This is a genomic window from Ramlibacter sp. MMS24-I3-19, from assembly GCF_050320135.1.
Classification (GTDB): Bacteria; Pseudomonadota; Gammaproteobacteria; order Burkholderiales; family Burkholderiaceae_C; genus Ramlibacter.
In genome coordinates, this window is the sequence record NZ_CP190017.1 from 688,891 (window position 1) to 715,249 (window position 26,359).

General features: G+C 68.2%; 27 protein-coding genes and 1 pseudogene. 9 read left to right on the forward strand and 19 right to left on the reverse strand.

Annotated features, from left to right (window positions below):
* Positions 1-24 precede the first annotated feature (24 nt).
* The 3 genes from ACPWT1_RS03385 (at position 25) to ACPWT1_RS03395 (ending at position 2,418) form a co-directional block, all read left to right on the forward strand.
* The gene (locus tag ACPWT1_RS03385) at positions 25-174 is read left to right on the forward strand and encodes a cysteine-rich CWC family protein (RefSeq protein ID WP_427915501.1); all 150 of its coding nucleotides are present in this window, start codon (positions 25-27) and stop codon (positions 172-174) included.
* A 77-nt stretch (positions 175-251) separates the two neighbouring features.
* On the forward strand, positions 252-1,640 hold the full coding sequence (locus ACPWT1_RS03390; RefSeq protein WP_427915502.1) for an MFS transporter: 1,389 nt from the start codon (positions 252-254) through the stop codon (positions 1,638-1,640).
* Positions 1,641-1,647: 7 nt separating this feature from the next.
* Positions 1,648-2,418 carry a class II glutamine amidotransferase gene (locus tag ACPWT1_RS03395; RefSeq protein ID WP_427914009.1) on the forward strand — a complete coding sequence of 257 codons (771 nt, stop codon included), beginning with the start codon at positions 1,648-1,650 and terminating at the stop codon, positions 2,416-2,418.
* A 10-nt stretch (positions 2,419-2,428) separates the two neighbouring features.
* Here the strand turns inward: ACPWT1_RS03395 and gshB are convergent, their stop codons facing one another.
* Together gshB and ACPWT1_RS03405 are read right to left on the reverse strand one after the other, a co-directional pair.
* Entirely contained in the window at positions 2,429-3,388 is a 960-nt protein-coding gene (gene gshB / locus ACPWT1_RS03400) for a glutathione synthase (protein ID WP_427914010.1), read from the reverse strand.
* A gap of 45 nt (positions 3,389-3,433) precedes the next feature.
* The gene (locus tag ACPWT1_RS03405) at positions 3,434-4,153 is read right to left on the reverse strand and encodes a glutathione S-transferase N-terminal domain-containing protein (protein ID WP_427914011.1); all 720 of its coding nucleotides are present in this window, start codon (positions 4,151-4,153) and stop codon (positions 3,434-3,436) included.
* Positions 4,154-4,306: 153 nt separating this feature from the next.
* On the opposite strand from ACPWT1_RS03405, the gene ACPWT1_RS03410 reads away from it, so the two are divergent.
* Positions 4,307-5,191 carry an amino acid ABC transporter substrate-binding protein gene (locus tag ACPWT1_RS03410; protein WP_427914012.1) on the forward strand — a complete coding sequence of 295 codons (885 nt, stop codon included), beginning with the start codon at positions 4,307-4,309 and terminating at the stop codon, positions 5,189-5,191.
* Positions 5,192-5,348: 157 nt separating this feature from the next.
* Here the strand turns inward: ACPWT1_RS03410 and ACPWT1_RS03415 are convergent, their stop codons facing one another.
* The 12 genes and pseudogenes from ACPWT1_RS03415 to ACPWT1_RS03470 all read right to left on the reverse strand — a co-directional run bounded on the left by ACPWT1_RS03415 (position 5,349) and on the right by ACPWT1_RS03470 (position 18,795).
* Entirely contained in the window at positions 5,349-7,217 is a 1,869-nt protein-coding gene (locus tag ACPWT1_RS03415; RefSeq protein ID WP_427914013.1) for a potassium transporter Kup, read from the reverse strand.
* A gap of 125 nt (positions 7,218-7,342) precedes the next feature.
* Positions 7,343-8,638, reverse strand: coding sequence for a glutamate--cysteine ligase (gshA, locus tag ACPWT1_RS03420; RefSeq protein WP_427914014.1), 1,296 nt, complete (start codon positions 8,636-8,638; stop codon positions 7,343-7,345).
* Between the two features lie 111 nt (positions 8,639-8,749).
* Positions 8,750-10,030, reverse strand: a complete 1,281-nt coding sequence (locus ACPWT1_RS03425; RefSeq protein ID WP_427914015.1) for a glutamate-5-semialdehyde dehydrogenase — start codon at positions 10,028-10,030, stop codon at positions 8,750-8,752.
* Entirely contained in the window at positions 10,027-11,112 is a 1,086-nt protein-coding gene (gene holA, locus ACPWT1_RS03430) for a DNA polymerase III subunit delta (RefSeq protein ID WP_427914016.1), read from the reverse strand. Before holA ends, ACPWT1_RS03425 begins: the two co-directional genes overlap by 4 nt.
* Positions 11,113-11,275: 163 nt before the next feature.
* Positions 11,276-12,508 carry an ornithine--oxo-acid transaminase gene (gene rocD / locus ACPWT1_RS03435; RefSeq protein WP_427914017.1) on the reverse strand — a complete coding sequence of 411 codons (1,233 nt, stop codon included), beginning with the start codon at positions 12,506-12,508 and terminating at the stop codon, positions 11,276-11,278.
* Between the two features lie 128 nt (positions 12,509-12,636).
* Positions 12,637-13,122, reverse strand: coding sequence for an Lrp/AsnC family transcriptional regulator (locus ACPWT1_RS03440; RefSeq protein WP_427914018.1), 486 nt, complete (start codon positions 13,120-13,122; stop codon positions 12,637-12,639).
* Positions 13,123-13,125: 3 nt separating this feature from the next.
* Positions 13,126-13,617, reverse strand: coding sequence for an LPS assembly lipoprotein LptE (gene lptE / locus ACPWT1_RS03445; protein WP_427914019.1), 492 nt, complete (start codon positions 13,615-13,617; stop codon positions 13,126-13,128).
* A pseudogene (gene leuS / locus ACPWT1_RS03450) lies at positions 13,617-16,258 on the reverse strand (leucine--tRNA ligase). The gene lptE and the pseudogene leuS overlap by 1 nt, the downstream one beginning before the upstream one ends.
* 65 nt (positions 16,259-16,323) lie before the next feature.
* Positions 16,324-16,740, reverse strand: a complete 417-nt coding sequence (locus tag ACPWT1_RS03455; RefSeq protein WP_427914020.1) for an ExbD/TolR family protein — start codon at positions 16,738-16,740, stop codon at positions 16,324-16,326.
* Positions 16,740-17,390: a MotA/TolQ/ExbB proton channel family protein gene (locus ACPWT1_RS03460; protein ID WP_427914021.1), complete on the reverse strand. Its 651-nt coding sequence runs from the start codon at positions 17,388-17,390 to the stop codon at positions 16,740-16,742. Before ACPWT1_RS03460 ends, ACPWT1_RS03455 begins: the two co-directional genes overlap by 1 nt.
* Before the next feature lie 38 nt (positions 17,391-17,428).
* Positions 17,429-18,229: a 4-hydroxy-tetrahydrodipicolinate reductase gene (gene dapB, locus ACPWT1_RS03465; protein ID WP_427914022.1), complete on the reverse strand. Its 801-nt coding sequence runs from the start codon at positions 18,227-18,229 to the stop codon at positions 17,429-17,431.
* A 14-nt stretch (positions 18,230-18,243) separates the two neighbouring features.
* Positions 18,244-18,795, reverse strand: coding sequence for an outer membrane protein assembly factor BamE (locus tag ACPWT1_RS03470; protein ID WP_427914023.1), 552 nt, complete (start codon positions 18,793-18,795; stop codon positions 18,244-18,246).
* A gap of 71 nt (positions 18,796-18,866) precedes the next feature.
* On the opposite strand from ACPWT1_RS03470, the gene fur reads away from it, so the two are divergent.
* A complete protein-coding gene (fur, locus tag ACPWT1_RS03475; protein ID WP_427914024.1) occupies positions 18,867-19,298 on the forward strand; it encodes a ferric iron uptake transcriptional regulator in 432 nt (143 codons plus the stop codon).
* Between the two features lie 4 nt (positions 19,299-19,302).
* On the opposite strand, the gene hprK is transcribed toward fur, so the two are convergent.
* The 5 genes from hprK to ACPWT1_RS03500 all read right to left on the reverse strand — a co-directional run bounded on the left by hprK (position 19,303) and on the right by ACPWT1_RS03500 (position 21,796).
* On the reverse strand, positions 19,303-20,253 hold the full coding sequence (gene hprK, locus ACPWT1_RS03480) for an HPr(Ser) kinase/phosphatase (RefSeq protein ID WP_427914025.1): 951 nt from the start codon (positions 20,251-20,253) through the stop codon (positions 19,303-19,305).
* A gap of 13 nt (positions 20,254-20,266) precedes the next feature.
* Positions 20,267-20,734, reverse strand: a complete 468-nt coding sequence (locus ACPWT1_RS03485) for a PTS sugar transporter subunit IIA (protein WP_427914026.1) — start codon at positions 20,732-20,734, stop codon at positions 20,267-20,269.
* 135 nt (positions 20,735-20,869) lie between these two features.
* The gene (hpf, locus tag ACPWT1_RS03490; RefSeq protein WP_427914027.1) at positions 20,870-21,199 is read right to left on the reverse strand and encodes a ribosome hibernation-promoting factor, HPF/YfiA family; all 330 of its coding nucleotides are present in this window, start codon (positions 21,197-21,199) and stop codon (positions 20,870-20,872) included.
* Positions 21,200-21,394: 195 nt separating this feature from the next.
* On the reverse strand, positions 21,395-21,574 hold the full coding sequence (locus ACPWT1_RS03495) for a hypothetical protein (RefSeq protein WP_427914028.1): 180 nt from the start codon (positions 21,572-21,574) through the stop codon (positions 21,395-21,397).
* A 30-nt stretch (positions 21,575-21,604) separates the two neighbouring features.
* Entirely contained in the window at positions 21,605-21,796 is a 192-nt protein-coding gene (locus ACPWT1_RS03500; RefSeq protein ID WP_427914029.1) for a hypothetical protein, read from the reverse strand.
* Positions 21,797-21,975: 179 nt separating this feature from the next.
* On the opposite strand from ACPWT1_RS03500, the gene ACPWT1_RS03505 reads away from it, so the two are divergent.
* The 4 genes from ACPWT1_RS03505 (at position 21,976) to ACPWT1_RS03520 (ending at position 26,355) form a co-directional block, all read left to right on the forward strand.
* Positions 21,976-22,578, forward strand: a complete 603-nt coding sequence (locus tag ACPWT1_RS03505; protein ID WP_427914030.1) for a cysteine hydrolase family protein — start codon at positions 21,976-21,978, stop codon at positions 22,576-22,578.
* Between the two features lie 51 nt (positions 22,579-22,629).
* On the forward strand, positions 22,630-23,829 hold the full coding sequence (locus tag ACPWT1_RS03510; RefSeq protein WP_427914031.1) for a patatin-like phospholipase family protein: 1,200 nt from the start codon (positions 22,630-22,632) through the stop codon (positions 23,827-23,829).
* 152 nt (positions 23,830-23,981) lie between these two features.
* Positions 23,982-24,971: a magnesium/cobalt transporter CorA gene (gene corA, locus ACPWT1_RS03515; protein ID WP_427914032.1), complete on the forward strand. Its 990-nt coding sequence runs from the start codon at positions 23,982-23,984 to the stop codon at positions 24,969-24,971.
* Between the two features lie 49 nt (positions 24,972-25,020).
* Positions 25,021-26,355, forward strand: coding sequence for a carbohydrate porin (locus ACPWT1_RS03520; RefSeq protein WP_427914033.1), 1,335 nt, complete (start codon positions 25,021-25,023; stop codon positions 26,353-26,355).
* Positions 26,356-26,359 lie beyond the last annotated feature (4 nt).

Consider the following 26,359-nt stretch of genomic DNA (forward strand, 5'->3'; position numbering starts at 1 on the left):
TGCGGCGGCGCGAACGGCTGCGCGATGGAGGCGCAGCGCCGCACTGGCGAGCCACAACCGCCGTGCTGGTGCACGCGCGCGACTTTCACCGCTGACCTGCTGGACCGAGTGCCGGCGGAAGCACAGGACCGGGCCTGCATCTGCGCCCGCTGCGCGGCGCCGGCAGCCCGGTGAGCGGCCGGCCCTCCACCGTCCAGGAACTCAGCGCCCGCTGGGGACCGCGCTACCGCTGGTACCTGCTGCTGTCCCTCATGGTCGGGACGATGGCGTCGATCATGTCGTCGACCATCGTCAACGTGGCCATCCCCGACATGAGCCACCACTTCACGCTCGACCAGAGCCGCGTGCAATGGGTCAGCTCGGGCTTCATGGTGTCGTCCACCGTCGGCATGCTGGTCACGCCGTGGGTGCTGGGGCGCTTCGGCTACCGGATGACCTACGTCGCCACGATGCTGTTGCTGCTGGCGGGCGGCATCGGCGGAGGCGTGGCCACTGCTTTCTGGATGGTGCTCGCCGCGCGCGTGGCCGAGGGCCTGGCCGCCGGCGTCGTGCAGCCGATCCCGGCCATCGTCATGCTGCGCGCCTTCGAGCCCAGCGAACAGGGCCGAGCGAGCGGGATGTTCGGCATGGGCGTGGTGCTCGCACCGGCCATCGGCCCCAGCATCGGCGGCCTGCTGGTCGACTGGTTCGGCTGGCGCTCGATCTTCTTCATGGTCGTGCCGTTCTGCTTCGCGTCGATCGCGCTCGCGTACACCTTCGTGCCGGCGAGCGCGCCCGGCGGCGCGCAGGCGCAGCGCGGTGCGCAGCTGGACTGGCGCGGGCTCGTGCTCGCCTCGGGCGGCACCCTGTGCCTGCTGAACGGCCTCGTCGAACTGCACGGCCGCTCGCACACGACCGCGGGCCTGCTGCTGATCGGCGCCGCGCTCGCGCTGTTCGTCTTCATCGCCTGGCAGCGCCGCGCCGCGGCGACCGGTCGCGAGCCGCTGATGAACCTGGCGCTGTTCGGCTACCGCACCTACGCGATGGGCAGCATCGTCGCCTTCATCTATGGCACGGCGCTGTTCGGGTCCACCTACCTGCTGCCGGTGTTCATGCAGATGGGACTGAAACTGCCAGCCTCGCAGGTGGGCACGATCCTGTTCCCGGCGGGGCTGGTGCTCGCGTTCACGATCGGCGGCGTGGGAAGGCTGGTGCGACGCGTGCCGACTCGCGTGCTGGTCACCATCGGGCTTGCACTGCTCGCTGCGTCGTTCGTGCTGATGCCGACCGTGGGCCTCGCCACGCCGCTCTGGGTGTTGGTGACCTGGGCGATCCTCGGACGTATCGGGCTGGGCTTCATCCTGCCGTCGCTGAATCTCGGCTCGATGCGACCGCTGAGCAAGGAGCTCATCCCGCACGGCGCCAGCGCGATCAACTTCCTGCGCATGCTGGGCGGGGCGACCGGCGTGAGCCTCTGCGCGATCGTGCTCGAGTGGCGCATTGCGGCGCACGGCGACTCGCTGGCCAATCCGCAGACCAGCGCTGCCCGGCTGGCGGCCTTCAACGAGTCGTTCTTCCTCCTGGCGGCGCTGTGTGGCGTGGCCATCGTCGCAGCCCTGCAGCTGCGCGACTCCCCACGCGGCAGCACCGCTGGCAAATAATGGATCCATGTGCCAGCTGCTGGGGATGAACTGCAACACGCCCACGGACGTCACGTTCAGCTTCGCCGGGTTCGCGCAGCGCGGCGGGCGCACCGACCACCATGCCGACGGCTGGGGCATCGCGTTCTTCGAAGGCCGCGGGCTGCGCCACTTCGTCGACCACCAGCCCGCCGCGCAGTCGCCAGTGGCCGAGCTGATCCGCCGCTATCCCATCCAGAGCCGCAATGTCATCGCCCACATCCGCAAGGCGACCCAGGGTGAGATCGCGCTGGAGAACTGCCATCCGTTCGTGCGCGAGCTGTGGGGCCGCTACTGGGTCTTCGCCCACAACGGCGACCTGAAGGACTTCGCGCCGCGCCTGCATGCCAACTTCCGGCCGGTGGGCAGCACCGACAGCGAGCGGGCCTTCTGCTGGATCATGCAGGAGCTGTGGAAGTCGCATGCCGGGGTGCCGAGTGTCCAGGAGCTGACGCTCACGCTGCGCGAGCTGGCGCCGCAGATCGCGCGCCACGGGCCGTTCAATTTCCTGCTCTCGAACGGCGAGGCGCTGTGGGCGCATTGCGCCACGAACCTGTTCCACCTGGAGCGCAAGCACCCCTTCGCGCATGCGCAATTGGCGGACGAGGATCTATCGATCAACTTCGCGCACCACACGACGCCGCAGGACAAGGTGGCGGTGGTGGTCACCGCACCGCTCACCACCAACGAGACCTGGACGCAGATGCGGCCGGGCGAGCTGCGGGTGTTCGTCGACGGCGAGGCGCTGGCCGACGGCTAGGCGCCGGCGCTCAGGCCAGCGCAGCCTCGAGCGCGTCGACGAACATCGCCGGCACGTCGAAGCCCGTCTGCTGCGTGATCTCCTGGAAGCAGGTCGGGCTGGTGACGTTGATCTCCGTCAGCACGTCGCCGATCACATCCAGGCCCACCAGCAGCAGGCCACGCGCGGCGAGCACAGGCCCCAGTGCATTGGCGATCTCCAGGTCGCGCGCCGACAGCGGTTGCGCCACGCCCTTGCCGCCCGCGGCGAGATTCCCGCGGATCTCGCTGCCCTGCGGAATGCGCGCGAGGCTGAAGGGCACCGGCCTGCCCGCGATGACGAGCACGCGCTTGTCGCCCTGCGCGATCGCGGGCACGAACTTCTGCACCATCAGCGTGGTGGTGCCCTGCCCGTTCAGCGTCTCGGTGATGGAGCCGAGGTTCAGGCCATCAGGACCGACGCGGAAGATGCCCATGCCGCCCATGCCATCGAGTGGCTTGAGGATGATCTCGCCGTGCTCGGCATGGAAGCGGCGCACCGCCTCGGGATCCCGCGTCACCAGCGTCGGGCTGACGAACTGCGGGAACTCCATGATCGCCAGCTTCTCGGGATGGTCGCGCAGCGCCCGCGGGCTGTTGAACACGCGCGCACCATCGCGCTCGGCCTGCTGCAGCAGGTGCGTGGCGTAGAAGTACTCGGGATCGAACGGCGGGTCCTTGCGCATCAGGACGGCGTCGAACTCCTTCAGCGCCCGCATCGCGCTGCCGGTCTCGCGAAACCAGTCGTAGGGTCCACCGCCCGTGAGTTCGATGTCGCGCACCATCGCCTGCACCGGGCCGCCGGAGCGCCACACCAGGTGGCGCGGCTCGCACGCCGCGATGCGGTGGCCGCGCCGCTGCGCCTCTCGCATCATGGAGAACGTCGTGTCCTTGGCGATCTTGAACGCCTCCAGCGGGTCGGCGACGAAAAGCAGGGTCTTGGGTCCGGGCATGGGGGCGCTACTGTTGCACAAATCGCCTGCGGCCGCAGGCGTCGCTCAAGGAGCCTTGGGGATCGTGAGCCCACGCTGCACGGCAGGGCGCTCCAGGAAGGCGTCGAGCGCGCGCCGCACGTTCCTGAACTGCTCGAACTGCACCAGCTCGCCCGCGCCGTAGAAGCCGGCCAGGTTGCGGATCCACGGGAAGGCGGCGATGTCGGCGATGCTGAAGGTGTCGCCCGCGATCCACTTGTTCGTCGACAGCTGCTGGTCGACCACGGCCAGCAGGCGCTTCGTTTCGGCCACGTAGCGATCGCGCGGGCGCTTGTCCTCGTAGTCCTTGCCGGCGAACTTGTGGAAGAACCCCACCTGCCCGAACATCGGTCCGATCCCGCCCATCTGGAACATCAGCCACTGGACCGCATGCCAGCGCGCCGCGGGGTCGCTGGGCAGCAGCTGGCCGGTCTTCTCCGCCAGGTACAGCAGGATCGCGCCCGACTCGAACAGGGCCAGCGGCTGCCCTGCCGGACCGTTGGGGTCAAGGATGGCCGGGATCTTGTTGTTCGGATTGAGCGACAGGAATTCGGGCGAGGTCTGGTCGTGCTTCTCGAAGTCGACGCGGTGCACCTCGTAGGGCAGCCCGGTCTCCTCCAGCGCGATCGACACCTTCACGCCATTGGGAGTGGGCAGCGAATACAGCTGCAGGCGGTCGGGGTGGCTGGCGGGCCATTTGCGGGTGATCGGGAAGGCCGAAAGCGGAAACGCGGACAGGTTGGTCATGGCGGCACCGTAGCAGCTTCGGGCCTGCCGCGCCGCGCGCCGTGTTCGCGTTTCCGTGAATGCGGACGCCAGGCCCGCCTGTCTACACTGCCGGGCACGCCGCATGCTTGGGTTCGCCGGCGTTCCTTTCCCACCCGAACTAGGAGTTCACGAATGAAGAAGATGACGACCCTGCTCCCCCTGGTGCTCGCGCTGGCCGCTGCCGGCGCGTCGGCCCAGGAGACGCTGAAGAAGGTGTCCGACACCAACAAGCTCACGCTGGCCTACCGTGAGTCGTCGGTGCCGTTCAGCTATCTAGCCGGTCCCGGCAAGCCAGTGGGGATGATGGTCGAGATCTCGGAGGCAGTGGCCGCCGAGGTGAAGAAGGTGACCAACAAGCTCAACCTCGAGGTGGCCTGGCAGTCGGTCACCTCGCAGAACCGCATCCCGCTGCTGTCCAACGGCACCATCGACCTGGAGTGCGGATCGACGACGAACAACTCCACGCGCGGCAAGGAAGTGGCGTTCGCGATCAATCATTTCTACACCGGCACGCGCCTGCTGGTGAAGAAGAACTCCGGCATCAGGAACTACGCCGACCTGAAGGGCAAGACCGTGTCGACCACGGCCGGCACGACCAACTTCCAGGTGCTGCGCAAGTACAACCAGGAGAAGAACCTGGACATGAACATCATCACCGGCAAGGACCACGACGACTCCAAGCTGCTGGTCGAGAGCGGCCGCGCGGTGGCCTTCGGCATGGACGACATCCTGCTGTTCGGCCTGAAGGCCAACGACAAGAACCCGGCCGACTGGGAAGTGGTGGGCGACTCGCTGCAGGTCGAGCCCTATGCGTGCATGGTCCGCAAGGACGATCCGCAGTTCAAGCAGCTGGTCGACCGCGTGATCGGCACGATGATGAAGAACGGCCAGTTCGAGAAGCTCTATGCGAAGTGGTTCACCTCGCCCATCCCGCCGAACAACGTCAACCTGCAGCTGCCGATGGGACCGGAGCTGAAGCAGAACCTGAAGGACCTGAGCGACAAGCCGGCCACCTGATCACCGTCACGGTCACATAGAAGGGGCGCTCCGGCGCCCCTTTTGTTCTCGGAGCAGAACTACCAGTCGCCACATTCAAGTGCCACCGTGGAACCGGTTTTGCCGGACCGCTGGTGGCGCCCTTGAGGGGAGGCGCCGCAGGCGCTTCGGGGTGGTCCTAGATTTCGATCTTCGACCCCAGCTCCACCACTGCGTTGTTCGGCAGCTTCAGGAAGTCGGCGGCGGCACTCGCGTTGTGGTGCATCTGGGCGAACAGCTTCTCGCGCCAGGTGGCCATGCCGCCGCCGATGGTGGGCACCACCACGTCGCGCGACAGGAAGTAGCTGGTGGTCATCGGCTGGATGACGCAGCCCATGCCGCGCATGTGCTCCAGCGCGCGGGGCACGTCGAAGTCGTTCTTGAAGCCGTAGTGGATCACCACCTGCCAGCAGCTGTGGCCGAGCGACTCCACTTCGAGGCGGCGGTTCAGGCCCACCCATGGCACTTCGTGGCTGCGCACGGTGACGAAGATGTTGTGCTCGTGCAGGACCTTGTTGTGCTTCAGGTTGTGCAGCAGCGCGTTCGGCACCGTGCCGGGTTCCGCGGTGAGGAAGACCGCCGTGCCTTCCACCCGCGTGGGCGGGCTGACGAACACCGATTCCAGAAAGCTCTTGAGATCGATGGCGTCGTGCAGCAGCTTCTCGTTGAGGATGGTGCGGCCCTTCTTCCACGTCATCATCAGCAGGAAGATGGCGCTGCCGATCATCAGCGGGAACCAGCCGCCGTCGATCAGCTTCAGCAGGTTCGAGGCGAAGAAGGTGACGTCGACGACGAAGAACCACCCGGTGGCCGCGATGCACAGCGACAGCGGGTATTTCCAGCCGTAGCGGATCACGAAGAAGGTCAGCGTCGTCGTGATCAGCATGTCCAGCGTGACCGCGATGCCGTAGGCCGCGCCCAGCGCGGTCGAGGATCGGAACAGCACGACGGCCAGCACGATGGCGACGAACAGGCCCCAGTTGACGAACGGGATGTAGATCTGCCCGGTCTCGCGCACGCTGGTGTGCTGCACGTTCAGCCGTGGCAGGTAGCCCAGCTGGATCACCTGCTTGGTGACCGAGAACGCGCCGGTGATCAGCGCCTGTGATGCCACCACGGTCGCGGCGGTGGCCAGCAGCACCAGCGGCAGCTGCGTCCACTCGGGCGCCATCAGGAAGAACGGGTTCTTCACCGCCTGGGGATTGCGCAGCAGCAGCGCGCCCTGGCCGAAGTAGTTCATCGTCAGCGAGGGCATCACCACCGTGTACCAGGCCAGCCGGATCGGCTGCTTGCCGAAGTGGCCCAGGTCCGCATACAAGGCCTCGGCCCCGGTGACGCACAGCACCACCGCCCCGAGGATCACGAACGTGGTGACCGGGTGGTGGACCATGAAGAGGACCGCGTGGTGCGGGCTCAGCGCCGTGAGGATGGCGGGATGCTGGGCGATGTTGGCCACGCCCAGCGCCGCGATGACTAGGAACCACACCAACGTGATCGGCCCGAAGAACTGGCCGATGCCGCCGGTGCCGCGCTTCTGCATGGCGAACAGGCAGAACAGGATCAGCAGCGTGAGCGGGATCACCCACTCCTTGAAGCGCGGCGAGACCACCTCCAGGCCCTCGACCGCCGACAGCACCGAGATCGCCGGCGTGATCACGCCGTCGCCATAGAACAGCGAGCTGCCGAAGATGCCCACGCCGAGCAGCACCTTGCGCAAGGCCGGCTTGTCCTTCACCGCCTGCGAGGCCAGCGCCAGCATCGCAATCAGGCCGCCCTCGCCGTTGTTGTCCGCGCGCAGCACCAGCAGCACGTACTTGATCGAGACGATGACCGTCAGGGTCCAGAAGAAGATGGACAGGACGCCGTAGAGATTGGCCTCGGTGAACGGGATGTGCCCCGTCTCGAAGACAGCCTTCATGGCGTACAGGACGCTGGTGCCGATGTCACCGTAGACGACACCGATGGCGCCGAGGGTCAGCGCCGCAAGCGAGGATTTCGAACGTTGCACGAGCGGGCCCCGTCTTGGCGCCGTGGACGGCGGCGGGGTTCCGTTTCCTTTGGGACCGCTATTGTGCGCCGCGGCCACTCGGCTGGCCGGGCTATGTTGCAGCGCAGCAACTGCGCTGCCGAGGCTCAGTCGTAGGTCTCGGCCTCGGGGTCGGTGGCCTCCAGCTCGTAGCTGGCCGCCAGCATGGCCACGCGACCGATCACCCCGTACATGTAGAAGCGGTTCGGCGCACTGGCGCCCGGCTTCTCGCCCGGCTGAGGCAGCCGGGTGCTCTCGGCGAACGCGAGCGGCACGAAACCGGCGCCGGGTGCGTTGAGGTTCTCGTCGATGCCGCGCTCCGGGTGGACGCGGTAGAAGCCGCCCACCACGTAGCGGTCCATCATGTAGACCACCGGCTCGGCCACGGCGTCGTGGATGCGCTCGTACGTCTGCACCCCTTCCTGGATGATGACGTCTTGCACCTGCTGGCCATCCTTGATGACCGACATCTTGTTCTTCGTGCGCCGGCTGAGCTGCTCCAGGTCCTTGACGTCACGCACGGTCATGATGCCCATGCCGTAGGTTCCGTTGTCGGCCTTGACGATCACGAACGGCTTCTCGTTGATGCCGTATTCCTTGTACTTGCGCCGCACCTTGGTCAGCAGTGCATCGACGTTGCTCGTCAGGCATTCCATGCCCGAGCCCTCGGCGAAATTGATCTCGCCGCACTTGTTGAACATCGGGTTGATGAGCCACGGATCGATGCCCAGCATCTTGCCGAAGCGCTTGGCGACCTCTTCGTAGCTCTGGAAGTGCCGGCTCTTGCGTCGCACCGACCAGCCTGCGTGCAGCGGCGGCAGCAGGTACTGCTCGTGCAGGTCCTCCAGGATCCCGGGAGGACCTGCCGAGAGGTCGTTGTTCAGCAGGATGGTGCAGGGGTCGAAATCCTTCAGGCCCAGCCGATGCTTGCTGCGCACCACCGGCTCCAGCACGATCGACTCGCCCGTGGGCAGGTTGATGGTGGTGGGCTCGGTGATCTCCGGGCTGATGGAGCCGATGCGCACGTTCAGCCCGGCCATGTGGAAGATGCGCTTGAGCTGCAGCACGTTCGCCAGGTAGAACGTGTTGCGCGTGTGGTTCTCCGGGATCACCAGCAGGTTGCGCGCTTCCGGACAGATCTTCTCGATGGCCGCCATCGCCGCCTGCACCGCCAGCGGCAGCATCTCGGGCGTGAGGTTGTTCCAGCCGCCGGGGTACAGGTTGGTGTCCACCGGTGCCAGCTTGAAGCCGGCGTTGCGCACGTCGACCGAGCTGTAGAACGGCGGCGTGTGCTCCATCCATTCCAGGCGGAACCAGCGCTCGATGGCGGGCATCGATTCGAGGATGCGCTGTTCGAGTTCGTTGATGGGCCCGGAGAGGGCAGTGACGAGATGGGGAACCATGGGCCCTCTGCGGCCGGCCGCGCCGGCGAATGTCTGAGTGAATTTTAGGGAAATGAGGCCGACCTTGCGGCTTGCAAGGCCAGCTCGGCCGCAGCGGCGGCCGCCACGCGCTCAGGTGCGAATCTCGCCCTGGCCGAGCACCACCCACTTCAGCGAGGTCAGGCCTTCCAGGCCCACCGGTCCGCGGGCGTGGAACTTGTCGGTGCTGATGCCGATCTCGGCGCCCAGGCCGTATTCGAAGCCGTCGGCAAAGCGGGTGCTGGCATTGACCATCACGCTGGCCGAATCCACCTCGCGCAGGAAGCGCTGCGCATGCACGTGGTCGCGCGTGACGATCGCGTCGGTATGGTGGCTGCCGTACCGGTTGATGTGGGCGATGGCTTCGTCGAGCCCGCTCACCACCTTGATGCTGACGATGGCGGCGAGGTATTCCTCGGACCAGTCCTGCTCGGTGGCATCGACCAGCTGCGCGCCGGACACGTCGGCCAGGATGGCCTTGGCGCGTGGATCACAGCGCATCTCGACGCCCTTGGCCGCGTAGATCGCGCCGATGCGCACCAGGAACTGCGCCGCCACGCCCTCGGCGACCAGCAGGCCTTCGGCGGCATTGCAGGGGCTGTACTTCTGCGTCTTGGCGTTGTCGGCGATCGCGACCGCCATCGCGATGTCGCACGGGTCGTCGACGTACACGTGGCAGTTGCCGTCCAGGTGCTTGATGACCGGCACCTTGGCCTCGCGGCTGATGCGCTCGATCAGGCCCTTGCCGCCGCGCGGAATGATCACGTCGACGAACTGCGGCATCGCCACCAACTGGCCCACGGCCTCGCGGTCGGTGGTGTGCACCAGTTGCACCGCGTCCTCGGGCAGCCTGGCCTCGACCAGCGCCTCGCGCACCAGGCGCGCCAGCGCCTTGTTGGACTCGATCGCCTCCGAGCCCCCACGCAGGATGCACGCGTTGCCGCTCTTGATCGACAGGCTGGCCGCCTCGATGGTGACGTTGGGCCGGCTCTCGAACACCATGCCGAACACGCCGAGCGGCACGCGCATGCGGCCGACGCGGATGCCACTGGGCTGCTCGGTCATGCCGGAGATCTCGCCCACGATGTCGGGCATGGCAGCGAGCTGCTCGCAGCCCTCGGCCAGCGTCTCCAGGATCTTCGGCGTGAGCTTCAGGCGGTCGACCATCGGCGCTGCCAGGCCAGCCGCGGTGGCGCGTTCCAGGTCCTTGGCGTTGTCGGCTGCAAGGGCTTCGAACGACGCGCGCAGCCTGCGCGCGATGCCACGCAGCGCGGCGTTCTTTTGCGCCGCGCTGGCCGCGGACATGCGCGCGCTGGCCTGCCGGGCTTGTGCGCCCAGCGCCTGCATGTACTCGGAAACGTTCAGCGCGTTCACGCCGCCATTGTCCCACGCGAGGTCTGGCCCTGCTGCGTGGTGCATTCGGCGCACAGCTGCATGGCCAGGCGCTGCAGGGCCTGCCAGCCGTCGGTGGGCCACCCCGGTGCCTTGAGGCCCTTGACGATGCCGTCGACCACGTGGGCGGCATGCAGGAGGTTGTCGAGGGCAGTGGCCGACAGCCTCGGCAGCACGCGCTCGAACAGCCGCTCCTTCAATCCCCACACACGTTGTTCGCGCAGCGCGATCGGCAGCGGACGTCCCTGCCCCATCGCGTCCTTCACGCGCTTGAGCGCGCGGATGTCCTCGGCCAGCGTGTAGTGCACCAGCACCTCGGCCTCGCCCTCGGCCTGCAGGCCATCGAGCATGCGCTGCACGCGTGCCGCCTGGCCGGCCAGCACCGCCTCGGAGAGCTTGAACACGTCGTAGCGCGCGACGTTCAGCACGGCGGCTTCGACCTGGTCGAAGGTGAGCTCGCCGGCCGGGTGGAGCAGCGCGAGCTTCTGGATCTCCTGGTGCGCGGCGAGCAGGTTGCCTTCCACGCGATCGGCGAAGAACTGCAGCGTGCGATGGCCTTCGTCGCCGGCCACGACGCGTTGGCCGTTCTGCGCGAGGCGCTGGGCGATCCATTGCGGCAACGCCGAGCGCTCCACAGGGTCGACCTGCAGCGTGACGCCAAAGCTGTCGAGCGCCGCGAACCACGCGCCGCCCCGCGTCATCTTGTCCAGGCGCGGCAGCAGCACCAGCGTGAGGGTCGAGTCGTTGCCCTGTGCCGCCTGCGCGAGCTGCTGCAGCGCCGTGCTGCCGTCCTTGCCCGGCTTGCCGGACGGGATACGCACCTCGACGATCTGCCGCTCGGCAAAGAGGCTCAATGAGCCACCGGCGGCCAGCACCTCGCTCCAGTCGAAGTGCGCGCCGGCAACCGTGTGCACGGTGCGTTCGGTGTAGCCCCGGGTGCGGGCCGCGGCGCGGATCGCGTCGGCGGCCTCCTGGACCAGCAGGGGCTCGTCACCATGCAGGGTGTAGAGCGATCGCAGGCCCTTCTGCAGGTGGGCGCTCAGCTGGGCGGCGGCAAGCTGCATGGCCGCGAGTGTAGCGGCGGACACTGGAAACCCAACAGCCGGACGCAGAGGACGCGAAAGACAACCAGGAAGACCTGAATGGTTCCTTCTGCGCCTTCTGCGCAAACTTCTGCGTCCTCTGCGTCCTCTGCGTCCGGCTGTTTGTCTTTGTTCTGCCCCCGCCTCAGCCCCGTGCTTCGACCGCCACCTCACGGAAGATGCGCGTGGCTTTCTCGATCAGCGCCGGCGTCACGGTCAGCGGCGGCGCGAAGCGGATCACGGTTTCGTGCGTCTCCTTGGACAGCACGCCGCGCTGGGCCATGCGCTCGACCAGTTCGCGCGCGCTGCCATGGGCCGGGTCGATGTCGACGCCGATCCACAGGCCGCGGCCGCGCACGTCGCGCACCAGCTGGCCGGCGGCCTTCTGCACTTCAAGCAGGCGCTCCATCAGCAGCGGCCCCATCTGCGCGGCGCGCTCGACCAGCTTCTCGTCTTCCAGAACCTGCAGGCCCTCCAGCGCCACGGCTGCAGCCAGCGCGTTGCCACCGAACGTAGAGCCGTGGCTGCCGGGATTGAAGACGTCCATCACGGCCGCATCGGCGAGGAATGCGCTGACCGGCAGCAGGCCGCCGCCCAGCGCCTTGCCCAGGATCAACGCATCGGGCCGGATGCCCTCGTGCTCGAAGGCGAACCACTTGCCGGTGCGGCCAAGGCCCGCCTGCACCTCGTCGTCGATCAGCAGCACGCGGTTCTTCGTGCACCAGTCGCGCAGTGCGCGGAAGAACCCGGGCGGCGGCAGCACGATGCCGGCCTCGCCCTGGATCGGCTCGATCAGCACGGCGCAGGTATTGGGACCGGCGGCGGCTTCGATGCTGGCCATGTCGCCGAAATCGAAGTGCCTGAATCCCGGCGTGAACGGCCCGAAGCCGGCGCGGTAGTCGGCCTCGCTGGAGAAGCCGATGATGGTGTTGGTGCGGCCATGGAAGTTGCCGCGCGCGACCAGGATCTCGGCCTGGCCGTCGGGAATGCCCTTGACGCGGTAGCCCCAGCGCCGCGCGCACTTGATCGCCGTCTCCACCGCCTCCGCGCCGGTGTTCATCGGCAGCGCGCGCTCGAAGCCGGCGACGTCGCACAGCTTCGCGAGGAACGGGCCCAGCGTGTTGCTGTGGTACGCCCGCGAGGTGACCGCCACTTTCTCGAGCTGGCGCTTCGCGGCGGCTACGAGGCGCGGATGCAGGTGGCCGTGGCTCACTGCGGAGTACGCGCCCATCATGTCGATGTACTCGCGGCCCTGCACGTCCCACACCAGGCAGTCGAGCGCCCGGTCCACCACCACCGGGACCGGGTGGTAGTTGCGCGCGCCGTAGCGCTGCTCCAGGCCGATGTACATCTCGGTGGTTCCGCTTTTCTGTTCCATGGCGATCTCCCGTTGTGCCACGGCCATTGTGGGCAGCGGTCTGCTGCGCAGGGAGCGGTTCGGAAGGCCTGGAGCTGCCGCAACGGCCGAGATGCGAGGCCGCCGCTTCCGAAACGGCAGAGGCGCGCTCAGCCGTTGCGGGCGGGGAGGCGCGGGACCGGAAAGCCGGTGAATTCCTTGATCGTCTGCAGCTCGATGTTGCTGACGATCTTCTCGATGCCGAGCGCCGGCTCGTCCAGCCAGCCGTTGATCAGGCGGTGGTAGTCGTCCAGCGCCGGGCACGAGACGCGCACCAGGTAGTCGTAGCGGCCGCTCACGATCCAGCAGGCCACGACCTCCGGCGCTTCGGCCATGCGACGCTCGAACCGCTGCACGGAGGCCTGGCGCTGGTCCTTCAGCGCGATCTCGGCGAACACGCTGATGTGCTCACCGAGAGCATTGCGCCGGATCAGCGCGCGATAGCCCTCCAGCACACCGCCGGCCTCGAGGCGCCGCACCCGATTGAGCGTGGCGCGTGCCGAAAGGTGCACGGCCTCCGAGAGCGCCTGCATGGTGGCCCGGCCATCCTGCTGCAGCAACTCCAGCAGCTTGAGGTCGGCCCGGTCCAGCTCCATGGGTCAGATCTGCTTGACCGCGGCGATGCGGCGCATCAGCTGCTGCACCAGGTCGGTCTGCATGTCGCGGTACAGCAGGCCTTCCTCGGCCTCCTTGGCCAGCACCGCCGACTCGTTGAAGCTGACGTCGCGCGTCTGCAGCAGCTCGGTGTCGGGAATCAGCTCGCGCCCTTTCGGCGTGCGCAGGCGGAAGTGCAGCCGGGTGCGCAGCTGGAATTCGCGCACCTGGCCGGACGCGTTGATGCCCACGATCACCTTCTCGCGGTTCTCGGACAGCACGTCGAGGATGACCTGCGCCTCATCGGGCTTGGCCGTCGTCGGCAGCACCTGCAAGGTGCCCGCCGACGCGAGCGTGCGCCGCAGCTCGATGGCGATCGCGCCTTGGGAGGGCACGGCGATGGTCTTGAACGCGAACTCGGGCGCGCGTCGCAGCTCAAAGCCGCAGGCTGCCAATGCGATCGCGGCGGGGATGGCGACGAAGGAGCGGCGCAGCATCAGACGACCACGTTGACCAGGCGGCCCGGCACCACGATCACCTTCTTCGGCTGCGCGCCCCCGGAGAACTTCTGGAAGCCTTCACTGGCGAGCGCGGTGCGCTCGATCTCCGCCTTGTCGGCGCCGGCAGGCACGAACACCGAGCCACGCAGCTTGCCGTTGACCTGCAGCATCAGCTCCACCTCGTCCTGCTCCAGCGCGGCCGGATCCACCTTGGGCCACGGTGCATCCAGCAGGTCGCCGTGCAGCTCGCTGTAGCCCAGCTCGTGCCACAGTGCATGCGCAACGTGCGGCGTGGCGGGATACAGCACCCGCAGCAGGATGCCGAAGCCCTCGGCCAGCACCGTGTCGGCGCCGGCATCCGCGGAGGCCTTGAAGTCCTCCAGTGCGTTGAGGATCTTCATCGCGCCAGAGACGACGGTGTTGTATTGCATGCGGACGTAGTCGTAGTCCACCTGCTTGAGCACCGTGTGCACCTCTCGCCGCAGCGCCTTCGCGCCCTTGCCGAAGGTGCCCGCACCGGCCAGTCGCTGCACGTGGTGCCCCACGGCACCGCTGCTGCCGGACAGCCGCTGGCCGAACGCCCAGACCCGGCGCAGGAAGCGATAGCTGCCTTCCAGCGCCGCGTCGTTCCACTCCAGCGTGGCCTCGGGCGGCGCGGTGAACATCGTGTACAGCCGCGCGGTGTCGGCGCCGTACTTCTCGATCAGGTCCTGCGGATCGACGCCGTTGTTCTTGGACTTGGACATCGTCGTCCAGCCCTCGTACGTCACCGGCTGCCCGTCGGCCCTGGCGGTGGCCGACAGCACCTTGGCGTGCTCGTCGCGCACGATGTCCAACTCGTGGGCCCAGAAGTACTGCTTGCCGGTGGTGGTGCGCGAAAAGGCCTCGTTCAGCACCATGCCCTGCGTGAGCAGCTTGGTGAACGGCTCGTCGATCTTCACCAGCCCGAGGTCGCGCATCACCTTGGTCCAGAAGCGCGCGTACAGCAGGTGCAGGATGGCGTGCTCGATGCCGCCGATGTACTGGTCCATCGGCATCCAGTACTGCGTGCCCTCGCCCACCATCGCGCGGTCGTTCTTCGGGTCGCAGTAGCGCATGAAGTACCAGGACGAGTCGACGAACGTGTCCATGGTGTCGGTCTCGCGCCGGACGGCTTGCCGCAGACCGGGCAGGTGCAGGCGAGGAAGTCCTCGCGCTTGTTCAGCGGGTTGCCGCTGCCGTCGGGAACGCAGTCCTGCGGCAGCACCACGGGCAGGTCCTTCTCGGGCACCGGCACCGCGCCGTGCTCGGCGCAATGGATGATGGGGATCGGCGTGCCCCAGTAGCGCTGGCGGCTGACGCCCCAGTCGCGCAGGCGCCAGGTGGTCTTCTTCTCGCCCAGGCCCTTCTGCTGCAGCGCGTGCGCCACGGCATTCACGGCCTCCTGGTACCCGAAGCCGCTGTAGATGTCCGAGTTGATCGTGACCCCGCGCTCCTTGTCGGAGTACCAGTCGTGCCACTGCCTGTAGTCGTACGTCTCGCCATCGACGTGCACCACCTGCATGATGGGCAGGTCGTACTTGAGCGCGAACGCGAAGTCGCGCTCGTCATGCCCGGGCACGCCCATGACGGCGCCGTCCCCATAGCCCATGAGCACGTAGTTGCCCACCCAGACGTCGACCGGCTTGCCCGTGAGCGGATGCGTCACGGCCAGGCCCGTCGGCATGCCTTCCTTGTCCTTGAGCGCGAGTTCGGCCTCGGTGGTGCCGCCCTTCTTGCAGTCCTCGATGAAGGCCGCCAGCTTCGGGTTGTTGCGGGCCGCATGCGTGGCCAGCGGATGCTCGGGCGCCACGGCGCAGAAGGTCACGCCCATGATCGTGTCGGCACGCGTCGTGAAGACGTACATGCGGCCGCCGCCGATCAACTGGCCATCGTCGCCCTTGATGTCGTGCGTGAAGGCGAAGCGCACGCCCTCGCTGCGGCCGATCCAGTTCTCCTGCATCAGCTTCACGCGCTCCGGCCAGCCAGGCAGGTGGTGCTGCACGTGCTCGAGCAGTTCCTGCGCGTAGTCGGTGATCTTCAGGTAGTAGCCGGGGATCTCGCGCTTTTCCACCACCGCGCCGGTGCGCCAGCCCTTGCCGTCGATGACCTGCTCGTTGGCCAGCACGGTCTGGTCGACCGGGTCCCAGTTGACGATCTGGGTCTTGCGGTACGCGATGCCCTTCTCCAGCATCTTGAGGAACAGCCACTGGTTCCACTTGTAGTAGCTCGGGTCGCAGGTGGCGACCTCGCGCGACCAGTCGATGGCAAGGCCCATCGACTGCATCTGCCGCTTCATGTAGGCGATGTTGTCGTAGGTCCACTTGGCCGGCGGCACGTTGTTCTTCAGCGCAGCGTTCTCGGCCGGCAGGCCGAACGCATCCCAGCCCATGGGCATCAGCACGTTGTAGCCGTTCATGCGCAGGTACCGCGTCAACATGTCGTTGATGGTGTAGTTGCGCACGTGCCCCATGTGCAGCTTGCCGCTGGGATAGGGCAGCATCGAGCAGGCGTAGAACTTCTTCCTGCGGGGATCCTCGACCACCCGGTAGGCGTCGCGCGCGGTCCAGTACGCCTGTGCGGCGCGCTCCACATCGAGGTGGCTGTACTTGTCTTGCATGGCGGGAATTTTAGGCATTCGGACCGCATGGCCCGTCCGCACCCGCGTGAACCGGAGTGCCCTGCTCAGGAGCCCGGCTCAGCGACGAAGCCGACGCGATTGAGCCCGGCCTTCTGCGCCGCGCCCATCACCTGCACCACCAGCCCGTAGGGCACGGCCTTGTCGGCGCGCAGTTGCACCTCGGTGTCGGGCGCCTGCCGCGCCGCCTCCGCCAGGCGCTGCGCGAGCTGCTCGGCCGTCACGGGCTGGTCGTTGAAGAAGGTGCGACCGCCGGCCTCGATGCCGATCGTGACGAACTTGGGCGCGTCGCTGGGCTGGGTGCCCTCGGCGCGCGGCAGGTCCAGCCGCAGCGAACTGGCCATCAGCGGCGCCGTGATGATGAGGATGACGACCAGCACCAGCATGACGTCCACCAGCGGCGTCATGTTGATGTCGCTGATCGGACGCGGGCCCTCGGACCGCTCCAGGCGTCCAAAGGCCATCAGCGTTGCCCCTGGTGGTGCACCATGAGTTCGCGCAGGTCGCGCGCGAAGCCTTCGAGGTCGGCCTCGATCCGGCCGATGCGGCGACCGAAGATGTTGTAGCCCAGCACGGCGGGGATGGCGACCGCCAGGCCGGCGGCGGTCATGATCAACGACTCGCCGACCGGACCCGCCACCTTGTCGATGCTGATCTGCCCGGCGCTGGCGATGCCGGTGAGTGCGTGGTAGATGCCCCAGACCGTTCCGAGCAGCCCCACGAACGGCGCGGTGGAACCCACCGTGGCCAGCAGCACCTGGCCGAACTGCAGCTTGTCCAGCACGTCATGCAACGCATCGCGCAGCATGCGCGTGAGCTGCTGGCTGCGATCGCCCGCAGCGGCCAGCGATCCGGGCTGCTGCGAGGCCGTGGCGTCGATGAGGGGCAGCACGAGGGCGTCGCGGTCGAAGCCGCTGACGCGCGCCCGGGCATCGTCCAGCGAAGGCGACTGCCAGAACGCGGCAGTGGAACGCCCGACGTCGCCGGTGGCGCGGCGCAGCAGCCAGGCCTTCCACAGGATCACGACCCAGCTGGCCACCGACATCACCAGCAGCAACAGGGCCACGACGCGCCCGATGGCGTCGGCCTGCCCGACCAGCTGCATCACATCCATCGCTGCCTCCCGTCAACCGGCGCGGCGCCGGCGCATGGTCACCGCAGGCCGAGCACGTCGAACATGTCGAACAGGCCGCTCTTGCGCCCGGCGAGGAACCGCACGGCGCGCAGGCTGCCCTGCGCATAGGTCGCCCGGCTGGACGCCTTGTGCGTGATCTCGATGCGCTCGCCGGTGCCCGCGAACAGCACGGTGTGGTCGCCCACGATGTCGCCGCCGCGGATCGCGGAGAAGCCGATGGTGGACGGGTCGCGCTCCCCGGTGATTCCTTCGCGGCCGTACACCGCGCAATCCTTCAGGTCGCGGCCGATCGCCTGTGCGATCACTTCGCCCATTTTCAGCGCCGTGCCCGAGGGCGCATCCACCTTGTGGCGGTGGTGCGCCTCGATGATCTCGATGTCGTAGCCCGTGGCCAGCGCCTGCGCCGCCATCTCCAGCAGCCGCAGCGTGACGTTGACGCCGACGCTCATGTTGGGCGCCATGACGATCGCGATGTCGCGCGCGATCTCCCGGATGGCGGCCTTCTGGTCGTCGGAGAAGCCGGTGGTGCCGATGACGGCGTTGACGCCGGCGGCGCGGCAGGCCGCCAGGTGCGCCATCGTGCCTTCGGGCCGCGTGAAGTCGATCAGCACCTGCGCGCCGACGATGCCCTTGCGGACATCCGACACCACGGGCACGCCGCTGGCATGGCCCAGGAAGGCGGCGGCGTCGTTGCCGATGGCGGGACTGGAGGGCTGGTCCATGGCGCCCGCGAGCTGGCAGTCGCCAGAGGCGCGGATCGCCTCGATCAGCATCTGGCCCATGCGGCCGGTGGCTCCGGCGACGGCGACTCGGTGCATCTGCGAAACGGCGTTCAGCGGGTGGTGGGCTCGAGCGGCGGGTACGACGCCGCCGGCGCCGGCGGCGGCTCGGCCGGTTGCGCGCGCGCCTCCGTCGACGGCTTGCTGCCGGCGCGCTCCAACTGTTCCTCGGTGGCTTCCAGCTGCGGGATCTTGCCGCCGCGGCGCTTGTTGATCGCGGCGATGAACTCGGTCTCGCTGGGCATGGTGTCGCCGTCGAAGCGCTGGAGCGCATCGCCCTGGAAGTACAGCGTGAGGCGGCGCGCCTGGTCAGGCACGCCCTGCCGGCGCAGCGTGAACACGTAGTCCCAGCGCTGGGCGTGGAAGATGTCGGTGACCAGCGGGGTGCCCAGCAACTCCCTGACCTGCTGCCGGGTCATGCCGGGCTTGAGCTGGTCGACCTGCTCGCGCGACACGAAGTTGCCCTGCACCACCTCGACGCGGTAGGGCGTGATGGCATCGGTGATGCGGTGGCTCACCGCGTCGACGCTGCCGCAGCCCGCCGCAGCGGCGCAGGCGGCAAACACGAGGCCGCAGCGCGTCAGGCTGGACGGGGACAGGCGCATGGGTCGGGGGCTGGCGATATGATCGACTCATTGTAGCGGCAGCCCCTCCGGCGCCCTGCTGCGCGGCACCCATGGCGAACATCGACGAACTGAAAAACACCGGCCTGAAGGCGACCCTGCCGCGGCTGAAGATCCTCGACGTTTTCCAGCGCGGATCGCAACGCCACATGACCGCCGAAGACGTGTTCCGCGTCCTGCTGGAGGAACGCTCGGACATCGGCCTCGCCACCGTGTACCGCGTGCTCACGCAGTTCGAGCAGGCCGGCATCCTCTCGCGCAGCCACTTCGAAAGCGGCAAGGCCGTCTACGAACTGAACGAGGGCACGCACCACGACCACCTGGTGTGCCTGGACTGCGGCCGGGTCGAGGAGTTCTACGACGCCGAGATCGAGAAGCGCCAGCACGCCGTCGCGCAGGCCAAGGGCTTCGAGATCGCCGAGCATGCGCTGAGCCTGTACGCGCATTGCACCAAGACCGACTGCCCGAACCGCCCGAAGCGGTGACGGGTCAGCCGCCGCCGTCCATGGCGCGGCGGTGCCGCTCGACGAATTCCTGGTACGTGTCCACGCCGCGCAGCTGCAGGATGGTGTTGCGCACGGCCGCCTCCACCAGCACGGCCATGTTGCGGCCGGCCACCACCTGGATCACCGCCTTGCGCACCGGCACGCCCAGCACGTCCTGCACCAGCGGCTCGTAGGGCAACCGCTCGTAATCGCGCTCCAGCGTCTCGCGCCGCACCAGGTGCACGATGAGGCGCAGGCGCATCTTCCGGCGCACCGCGGTCTCGCCGAAGATCGCGCGGATGTCCAGCAGGCCGATGCCGCGCACCTCCAGCAGGTTCTGCAGCAGCTCGGGGCAGCGGCCTTCGATCGTGGTCTGGTTGACGCGGTACAGGTCGACGGCATCGTCGGCCACCAGGCCGTTGCCGCGGGTGATGAGTTCCAGGCCCAGCTCACTCTTGCCCAGGCCCGACTCGCCGGTGATCAGCACACCCAGCCCGAGGATGTCCATGAACACGCCGTGCATCGACGTGCGCTCGGCGAAGTGCTTGGACAGGTAGGCGCGCAGCACGTCGATCACGAAGGCCGACGGCTCCTTGGTCGAGAACATCGGGATCTGCGCCCGCTCGCACATCGACAGCAGCGCCTCGGGCGCCGTCTGGCCGTTCGTGAGCACCAGCACCGGCGGCTCCAGCGTGACGATGCGCGCGATGCGGCGTGCGCAGTCGTCGGCCGTCGCGTTGGTGAGGTAGGCCACCTCGCGCTCGCCCAGGATCTGCACCCGGTACGGATGGATGTAGTTCAGGTAGCCCACCAGGTCGGCGCCCGAGCGGGCGGCGCGCACGGCCACTTCGTCGAACCGGCGCTCCGATGCGCCGAGGCCGGCCACCCACTCCCACTTCAGCTGCGCGCGGTGGTCCTCGAACAGGACATCGGCGCTAACGACGGTGGGCTTCACGTCCGCGGGTCGGCTACGCCGCTTGCGCGGACTGCCAGTTGGCGATGAGCCGGTGCAGGTCGGGAGCGCTGGGGCTGGACTTGATCTTCTCGCGCAGTGGCGCGTCCGACAGCAGCTCGGCGATCTCGGACAGGATCTCCAGGTGCTTCTGCGTCGCCGCCTCCGGCACGAGCAGGAAGATCAGCAGGTTCACCGGCTGCTCGTCGGGCGCATCGAAGCCGATCGGCTGCGCCAGCTGGAACAGCGCCGCCATCGGTGCCTTCAGGCCCTTGATGCGACCGTGCGGGATGGCCACCCCATGGCCCAGGCCCGTGGAGCCGAGGCGCTCGCGCGCGAACAGGCTGTCGGTGATCAGGGCGCGGGAGAGGCCGTGCAGGTTCTCGAACAGGAGGCCGGCTTCCTCGAATGCCCGCTTCTTGCTGGTGGCTTCGACACCGACGAGCACCTGGGGAGCGGGCAGGATGGCGGCGAGACGATTCATGGTCGGCGAGCGATTATGCACCCTGCCCTCGGGCAAACCCTGAACCCCGGCCGTGGGTGGCTCTCCAGAAAAAAGGGCCCCGAAGGAGCCCCTGGACGTGCAGCGTCAACGCGCCGCCGATCGTCACACCACGCGCTACATCACACGCTTGGGCGCGGGATGGTGGTGGTCCTGGAGACGGGTCTTGTGGCGGCCGACCTGGCGATCGAGCTTGTCGACCAGGTCGTCCAGTGCCGCGTAGAGATCCTCGTGGGCGCACTCGGCGAACATGTCGTTGCCCTTGACGTGGATGCGGCACTCCGCGCGCTGTCGTCGTTCCTTTTCTGTCTGCCTTTCGATGGTGAGGAGAACCTTGATGTCCACCACCTGGTCGAAGTGGCGGGTGATGCGATCGAGCTTGGTGGTCACGTAGGTACGGAGAGCGGGGGTGACTTCGAGATGGTGACCGCTGATCGTCAAGTTCATGCAAAACCTCCTGGTTCGCTCGGTTGGAATGCCCGGCGGGGGACCCGCCGGCGAGGGGGAAGCTTGAACTGCGCTGCGGACCACTATGCGCCGCACCCTGGCGAAAGGCAATGGCCGACAAAGACCGGTCACAAAATAAAAAAGCGGCCCGCAGGGCCGCTTTTTCATTGCGAGCGGGATGTGCCCGCGCGGGTATCAGTTCCAGCGCCAGCCGGCGGCGCGATGCGCGTAGCGGCTCCAGTCGGTGCACCCACGCATGCGCGGATGCGCCTGCGCACCCGGGCGCTCCAGGTTCGCGTGCTCGACGCGATCGCCCTGCGGCTTCTCGCGTGGCGCGTCGATGAATTTGTTCGGGCTCTTGGATTCGGTCAGCATGATGGCCTCTTCGATGGTGGGTGCGGCCGTTCAGCTGCCGCTGTCGTTGCTGGGGGTCTGGCTGGCGGCCGGCCGCTCGGGCCGGTTCGCGTGGGGGCTGAGGAACGGCCAGGCGTGGCCGGTCCGGCGGCGCCGCTGCTCCTCGGTAGGCGACTTGTCGCCTTGGGCGTTGGGACGCCAGCTCATGCGACTGGCGTTCGGGTCGTTCGCTAGCTGGATCATGGGGAAGGGCTCCTTGGCGGAACGGCAGCACGTGCTGTTCCGGGGTACAGAAGGACTGTAGGGACACGACCTCATCGGGGATGTCGGACAGGTCGGCCCAGCTTTGTAGGACGACTCCTGCGGCTGGGGCAGCCAGCGGATGGCACGGCTGAGGCAGCCGCCTTCGCACAATCGCCGCCATGCCCTCCACTCCCCGCGGCACGGGCTTGCGGCCGGCGAAGCTGCCGACAAGTCAGCGCGTACTTCTGCTGGTCGACTTCATCACCTCGCTCGATTTCCCAGGCTCCGAGAAGCTGGAGCCGCATGCGCTGCAAGCGGCGCGCGCGACCGCCGCCCTCAAGCAGCGGCTGCATGCCGAGGGCGTCCCGACGATCTATGCCAACGACAACTACGGCGTGTGGCAGTCGGACTTCCACAGCCTGGTGTCCACCTGCCTCGGGCTCGAAGGGCCGGCCGGCGAGATCGCGCGGCTGCTCTATCCGCAGGCCGACGACATCACGATCCTCAAGCCGCGGCACTCGGCGTTCTACGCCTCGGCGCTGGAGCTGCTGCTCACCGAGATGGGCGCGCGCGAACTGGTGATCTGCGGCCTGGCCACCGACATGTGCGTGCAGCTCACGGCCGCCGACGCGTTCCTGCGGGAGTTCAGGATCTGGGTGCCGGCCGACTGCAATGCGGCCGAGACCGAAGATGCCAAGGCCCGCGCGCTGGAGTACATGGGCAACGTCCTCAAGTGCGACGTTCGGCCTTCGACCGACGTGCGGGCCACTGCAGCCGCCTGACGCGCCACTCGCCGCCAGTCCACTCCCCTACCATCGGCCGCGAGGAGCGGCATGAGTCTGGGGACCATCATCGATTCGACGCTGGCGCAGCCGGGGCGCCCCGTGCGCGCGCTGGTGCTGATGGGAGGCGGCGCACGCACCGCCTACCAGGTCGGCGTGCTCAAGGCATACGGCGCGATGCTGCGGCTGCAGTCCAGTGCCGACGAGGCCTTTCCGTTCCAGGTGCTGGTGGGCACGTCCGCCGGTGCCATCAATGCGGCCTGCCTCGCGAGTGCCGCGACCCAGGGACTGGCCGCGTTCGACCACCTCGGCACCTTCTGGTCACGCCTGCGCAGCCGCGACGTCTACGCGCTGCAGCTGTCCCCGTGGATGCGGGTGTCGCGACTGCTCGCCGCCGTGCACCTGTGGGGCCGCGCACGGCGCGAAGGCGCGGTGCTCGACACCATGCCGCTCGTGGACACCCTGCATCGCGGCATCGCGCTGGGCGGCATCGAGCAGGCGCTGGAGCAAGGGGCGCTGCAGACCGTCGCGACCACTGCATCGAGCTACACCACCGGCGTGCACTGGACCTTCTGCCACAGCGCGCAGGACCGCTGGCACGAGCCGTGGAACCGGCCCGGCCGCCGCGCCGAGTTCCAGCCGCTCACCATCGAGCACCTGATGGCGTCCAGCGCGATCCCGTTCCTGTTCCCGGCCACGCCGTTGTGGGTGGACGGCCGGCGCGAGTTCTTCGGCGACGGCTCGATGCGCCAGGTCTCGCCGCTGTCGCCCGCGATGCACCTGGGCGCGCACAAGGTGCTGGTGGTCGGTGTGGGACAGCCCGAGCGCGCGGGCCTGGTCGGCGGCCCGCCCAATGGCGTGCCGGGCCTGGGCGCGATCGCGGGCCATGCCATGGCCAGCGTGTTCCACGACACGCTGCAGGCCGACGTCGAGCAGGCCCAACGCGTGACGCAGACGCTGCAGCAGCTGCCGCGCGAGGTGGCGGCGATGCTGCCGTACCGAAGCGTGGAGGTGCTGTCGCTGCAGCCGTCGCAATCGGTCGACGCGCTCGCCCAGGCGCACGTCCACGAACTGCCGCCGGCGGTGCGCCGCGCACTCGGGGGCCTGACGGCGCGCCAGGGCGCAGGCGCGCTGGCCAGCTACCTGCTGTTCGAGCCAGGGTTCATCGGCGCGCTGATCGCCCTGGGCGAACGCGATGCGTATGCGAGGAAGGACGCACTGCTGGCCTTCGCCGGGGCGCGCACGGCATGACGCGCGGCATAATCGCGACCCGTCGCACCACCCCACGAGCAAGCCTTGGAAACGCCACCGAGTCGGTAGCTTCCAGCGTCCCCTGACCCGCGCTGGAAGCTCGCACCTGCCTTCCACGCGCCACGAGCGCCAACCGCCACGCCAGGGAATCCATGCTCAACATCTTCTCGCTCGCCAACGGCCGTCTCTTCCAGGAAGAGATCGAGGCGCTGGAGGAGCTGTCCCGCTTCCAGCCGATCTGGGTGGACCTGGAGGCGCCCACGATCGAGGAGAAGCGCTGGGTCGCGCAGTACTACGGCCTGTCGATCCCCGAGGATGCGATGGACGAGGACATCGAGGAGTCGGCGCGCTTCTACGAGGAGGACAACGGCGAGCTGCACATCCGCAGCGACTTCCTGATCGCCGACGACGAGGAGCCGCAGAACGTGCGGGTCGCGTTCATCCTCAACCAGCACAACGAGCAGCTGCGCAGCAAGGGCGTGCTGTTCTCCATCCACGACGAGGACGTGCCGGTGTTCCGGCTGCTGCGGCTGCGTGCGCGGCGCGCGCCCGGCCTGATCGAGGACGCGAAGGACGTGCTGCTCAAGCTGTTCGACGCCGACGCCGAATACTCGGCCGACGCGCTGGAGGGCATCTACGACGAGCTGGAGAAGGTGTCCAAGGAAGTGCTCGCCGGCGAGGTCACCGACACGCTGGCCGGCGAGGTGCTGGGCGAGATCGCGCGCCAGGAGGACCTGAACGGGCGCATCCGCCGCAACGTCATGGACACGCGCCGCGCGGTGAGCTTCATGATGCGCAGCCGCATGCTCTCGGCCGGCCAGTTCGAGGAGGCGCGGCAGATCCTGCGCGACATCGAATCGCTGGACAACCACACGGCGTTCCTGTTCGACAAGATCAACTTCCTGATGGACGCCACCGTCGGCTTCATCAACATCAACCAGAACAAGATCATCAAGATCTTCTCGGTGGCCAGCGTCGCCCTGCTGCCGCCGACGCTGGTGGCCAGCCTGTACGGCATGAACCTGAAGTTCCCCGAGCTGGAGATCCTGGGTTCCATCAGCTATCCGTACGTGCTGATCCTGATGGCCGCCAGCGCGCTGGTGCCCATGTGGTACTTCCGCAAGCGCGGCTGGCTGCGTTAGCCCTCGTCTGTCACGTCGCGGCATGTCGCCGCTGCTAAGGTCGGCGTCCATGATCCGCCCGCGCCACTGGCTGCTTCCCCTCCTCCTCGTCCCGTTCGCGGCGGCCGCCGGCGACGAGGACATGCCCGCCGTCGGCCTGCATGCGCAGGCCACCTGGATCCGCCAGTACAAGCCCGCCCTGGACGCCCTCTACAGCGGACCGAACTCGCTGCGCACCGAGCGTGAATGGTCGATGTCCTTCACGACCACGGCGGACCTGGGCGTTCGCCTGTGGCCGGGCGCGCAGCTGCACGTCAATCCGGAAGCGGCACGCGGGCTACCGCTCTCGCACCTGGCCGGCGCGGGCGGCATCAGCAACGGCGAGCTGCAACGCGGCGGCTCGGGGACGCTGCGCAGCTATCCGGCGCGGCTGTTCGTGCAGCAGCGCGTCGACGTCGGCGGCGAGACCGAGCGCGTCGAGGCCGGCTTCAACGAGCTGGGCGGGACGGCGGCCACGCGACGCTGGACCTTCACCGCCGGCCTGCTCTCGCTGCTGGACTTCTTCGATCCCAACCCCTACGCCAAGGATCCGCGCAGCCAGTTCACCAACTGGGCGTTCCTCACGCACGGCGCCTGGGACTACGCCGCCGATGCGCGCGGCTACACGCTCGCCGCGATCGCCGAATACCGCGCGCCGGGTTGGGCGGTGCGCTTCGGTCGCGCCGCCCAGCCGCGCGAGAGCAACGGCCCGAAGCTCGACCACGACCTCGGTCGCCAGCGTGGTGACCAGATCGAGGCCGAGACCGACCTGCCCGTGCACCTGCCCGCCGGACCTCTGCGCGCACGCGCCCTGCTGTTCCGCAACCGCGTCAACGGCGGCCGCTTCGATGACGCCATTGCGCAGGCCATCGACGCGGCGCCTGCCGTGTCGACCGTGCGCCGCTTGCAGTCCAAGATCGGGTGGGGCCTGACGCTGGAAGCGCCGCTCGGGCCGGACCAGGGCCTGTTCGTGCGCGCCAACCGCAACGACGGCCGCGTGGAGACCTACGCCTTCACCGAGATCGACCGGCAGGTCTCGGTCGGTGGCCAGTTCGGCGGCGCCGCGTGGGGACGCGGCGAGGACCGATGGGGACTGGCCTACGCGATCAACGGCCTGTCACCGAGCCACCGCGACTATCTCGCGCAGGGTGGGCTCGGCGCGTTCCTCGGCGATGGGGCGCTGCGCTACGGCACCGAGCGCGTGGCCGAGGGCTACTACCGCTGGGTGCTGCCCGAGCTGGGCGTCGGTGGCGCGAAGGTCCAGAACGCCTTCAGTGCCGGCCTGCAGCACATCGCCAACCCGGGCTACAACCGCGACCGCGGCCCAGCCCGTGTCGTTACGGTGCGCTGGCACAGCGAGTTCTAGGCGC

What these genes read in the sequence shown, in the direction of transcription:
- ACPWT1_RS03505 (WP_427914030.1), top strand. Translation starts at nt 21,976, where the DNA reads ATGCCCTCCACTCCCCGCGGCACGGGCTTGCGGCCGGCGAAGCTGCCG.
- corA (WP_427914032.1), top strand. Translation starts at nt 23,982, where the DNA reads ATGCTCAACATCTTCTCGCTCGCCAACGGCCGTCTCTTCCAGGAAGAG.
- ACPWT1_RS03485 (WP_427914026.1), bottom strand. Translation starts at nt 20,734, where the DNA reads ATGAATCGTCTCGCCGCCATCCTGCCCGCTCCCCAGGTGCTCGTCGGT.
- ACPWT1_RS03440 (WP_427914018.1), bottom strand. Translation starts at nt 13,122, where the DNA reads ATGGAGCTGGACCGGGCCGACCTCAAGCTGCTGGAGTTGCTGCAGCAG.
- rocD (WP_427914017.1), bottom strand. Translation starts at nt 12,508, where the DNA reads ATGGAACAGAAAAGCGGAACCACCGAGATGTACATCGGCCTGGAGCAG.
- ACPWT1_RS03460 (WP_427914021.1), bottom strand. Translation starts at nt 17,390, where the DNA reads ATGGATGTGATGCAGCTGGTCGGGCAGGCCGACGCCATCGGGCGCGTC.
- hpf (WP_427914027.1), bottom strand. Translation starts at nt 21,199, where the DNA reads ATGAACTTGACGATCAGCGGTCACCATCTCGAAGTCACCCCCGCTCTC.
- ACPWT1_RS03390 (WP_427915502.1), top strand. Translation starts at nt 252, where the DNA reads ATGGTCGGGACGATGGCGTCGATCATGTCGTCGACCATCGTCAACGTG.
- ACPWT1_RS03500 (WP_427914029.1), bottom strand. Translation starts at nt 21,796, where the DNA reads ATGATCCAGCTAGCGAACGACCCGAACGCCAGTCGCATGAGCTGGCGT.
- ACPWT1_RS03405 (WP_427914011.1), bottom strand. Translation starts at nt 4,153, where the DNA reads ATGACCAACCTGTCCGCGTTTCCGCTTTCGGCCTTCCCGATCACCCGC.
- ACPWT1_RS03385 (WP_427915501.1), top strand. Translation starts at nt 25, where the DNA reads ATGGAGGCGCAGCGCCGCACTGGCGAGCCACAACCGCCGTGCTGGTGC.
- ACPWT1_RS03495 (WP_427914028.1), bottom strand. Translation starts at nt 21,574, where the DNA reads ATGCTGACCGAATCCAAGAGCCCGAACAAATTCATCGACGCGCCACGC.
- ACPWT1_RS03510 (WP_427914031.1), top strand. Translation starts at nt 22,630, where the DNA reads ATGAGTCTGGGGACCATCATCGATTCGACGCTGGCGCAGCCGGGGCGC.
- fur (WP_427914024.1), top strand. Translation starts at nt 18,867, where the DNA reads ATGGCGAACATCGACGAACTGAAAAACACCGGCCTGAAGGCGACCCTG.
- gshA (WP_427914014.1), bottom strand. Translation starts at nt 8,638, where the DNA reads ATGGTTCCCCATCTCGTCACTGCCCTCTCCGGGCCCATCAACGAACTC.
- holA (WP_427914016.1), bottom strand. Translation starts at nt 11,112, where the DNA reads ATGCAGCTTGCCGCCGCCCAGCTGAGCGCCCACCTGCAGAAGGGCCTG.
- ACPWT1_RS03395 (WP_427914009.1), top strand. Translation starts at nt 1,648, where the DNA reads ATGTGCCAGCTGCTGGGGATGAACTGCAACACGCCCACGGACGTCACG.
- dapB (WP_427914022.1), bottom strand. Translation starts at nt 18,229, where the DNA reads ATGCACCGAGTCGCCGTCGCCGGAGCCACCGGCCGCATGGGCCAGATG.
- ACPWT1_RS03520 (WP_427914033.1), top strand. Translation starts at nt 25,021, where the DNA reads ATGATCCGCCCGCGCCACTGGCTGCTTCCCCTCCTCCTCGTCCCGTTC.
- lptE (WP_427914019.1), bottom strand. Translation starts at nt 13,617, where the DNA reads ATGCTGCGCCGCTCCTTCGTCGCCATCCCCGCCGCGATCGCATTGGCA.
- ACPWT1_RS03410 (WP_427914012.1), top strand. Translation starts at nt 4,307, where the DNA reads ATGAAGAAGATGACGACCCTGCTCCCCCTGGTGCTCGCGCTGGCCGCT.
- ACPWT1_RS03470 (WP_427914023.1), bottom strand. Translation starts at nt 18,795, where the DNA reads ATGCGCCTGTCCCCGTCCAGCCTGACGCGCTGCGGCCTCGTGTTTGCC.
- gshB (WP_427914010.1), bottom strand. Translation starts at nt 3,388, where the DNA reads ATGCCCGGACCCAAGACCCTGCTTTTCGTCGCCGACCCGCTGGAGGCG.
- ACPWT1_RS03455 (WP_427914020.1), bottom strand. Translation starts at nt 16,740, where the DNA reads ATGGCCTTTGGACGCCTGGAGCGGTCCGAGGGCCCGCGTCCGATCAGC.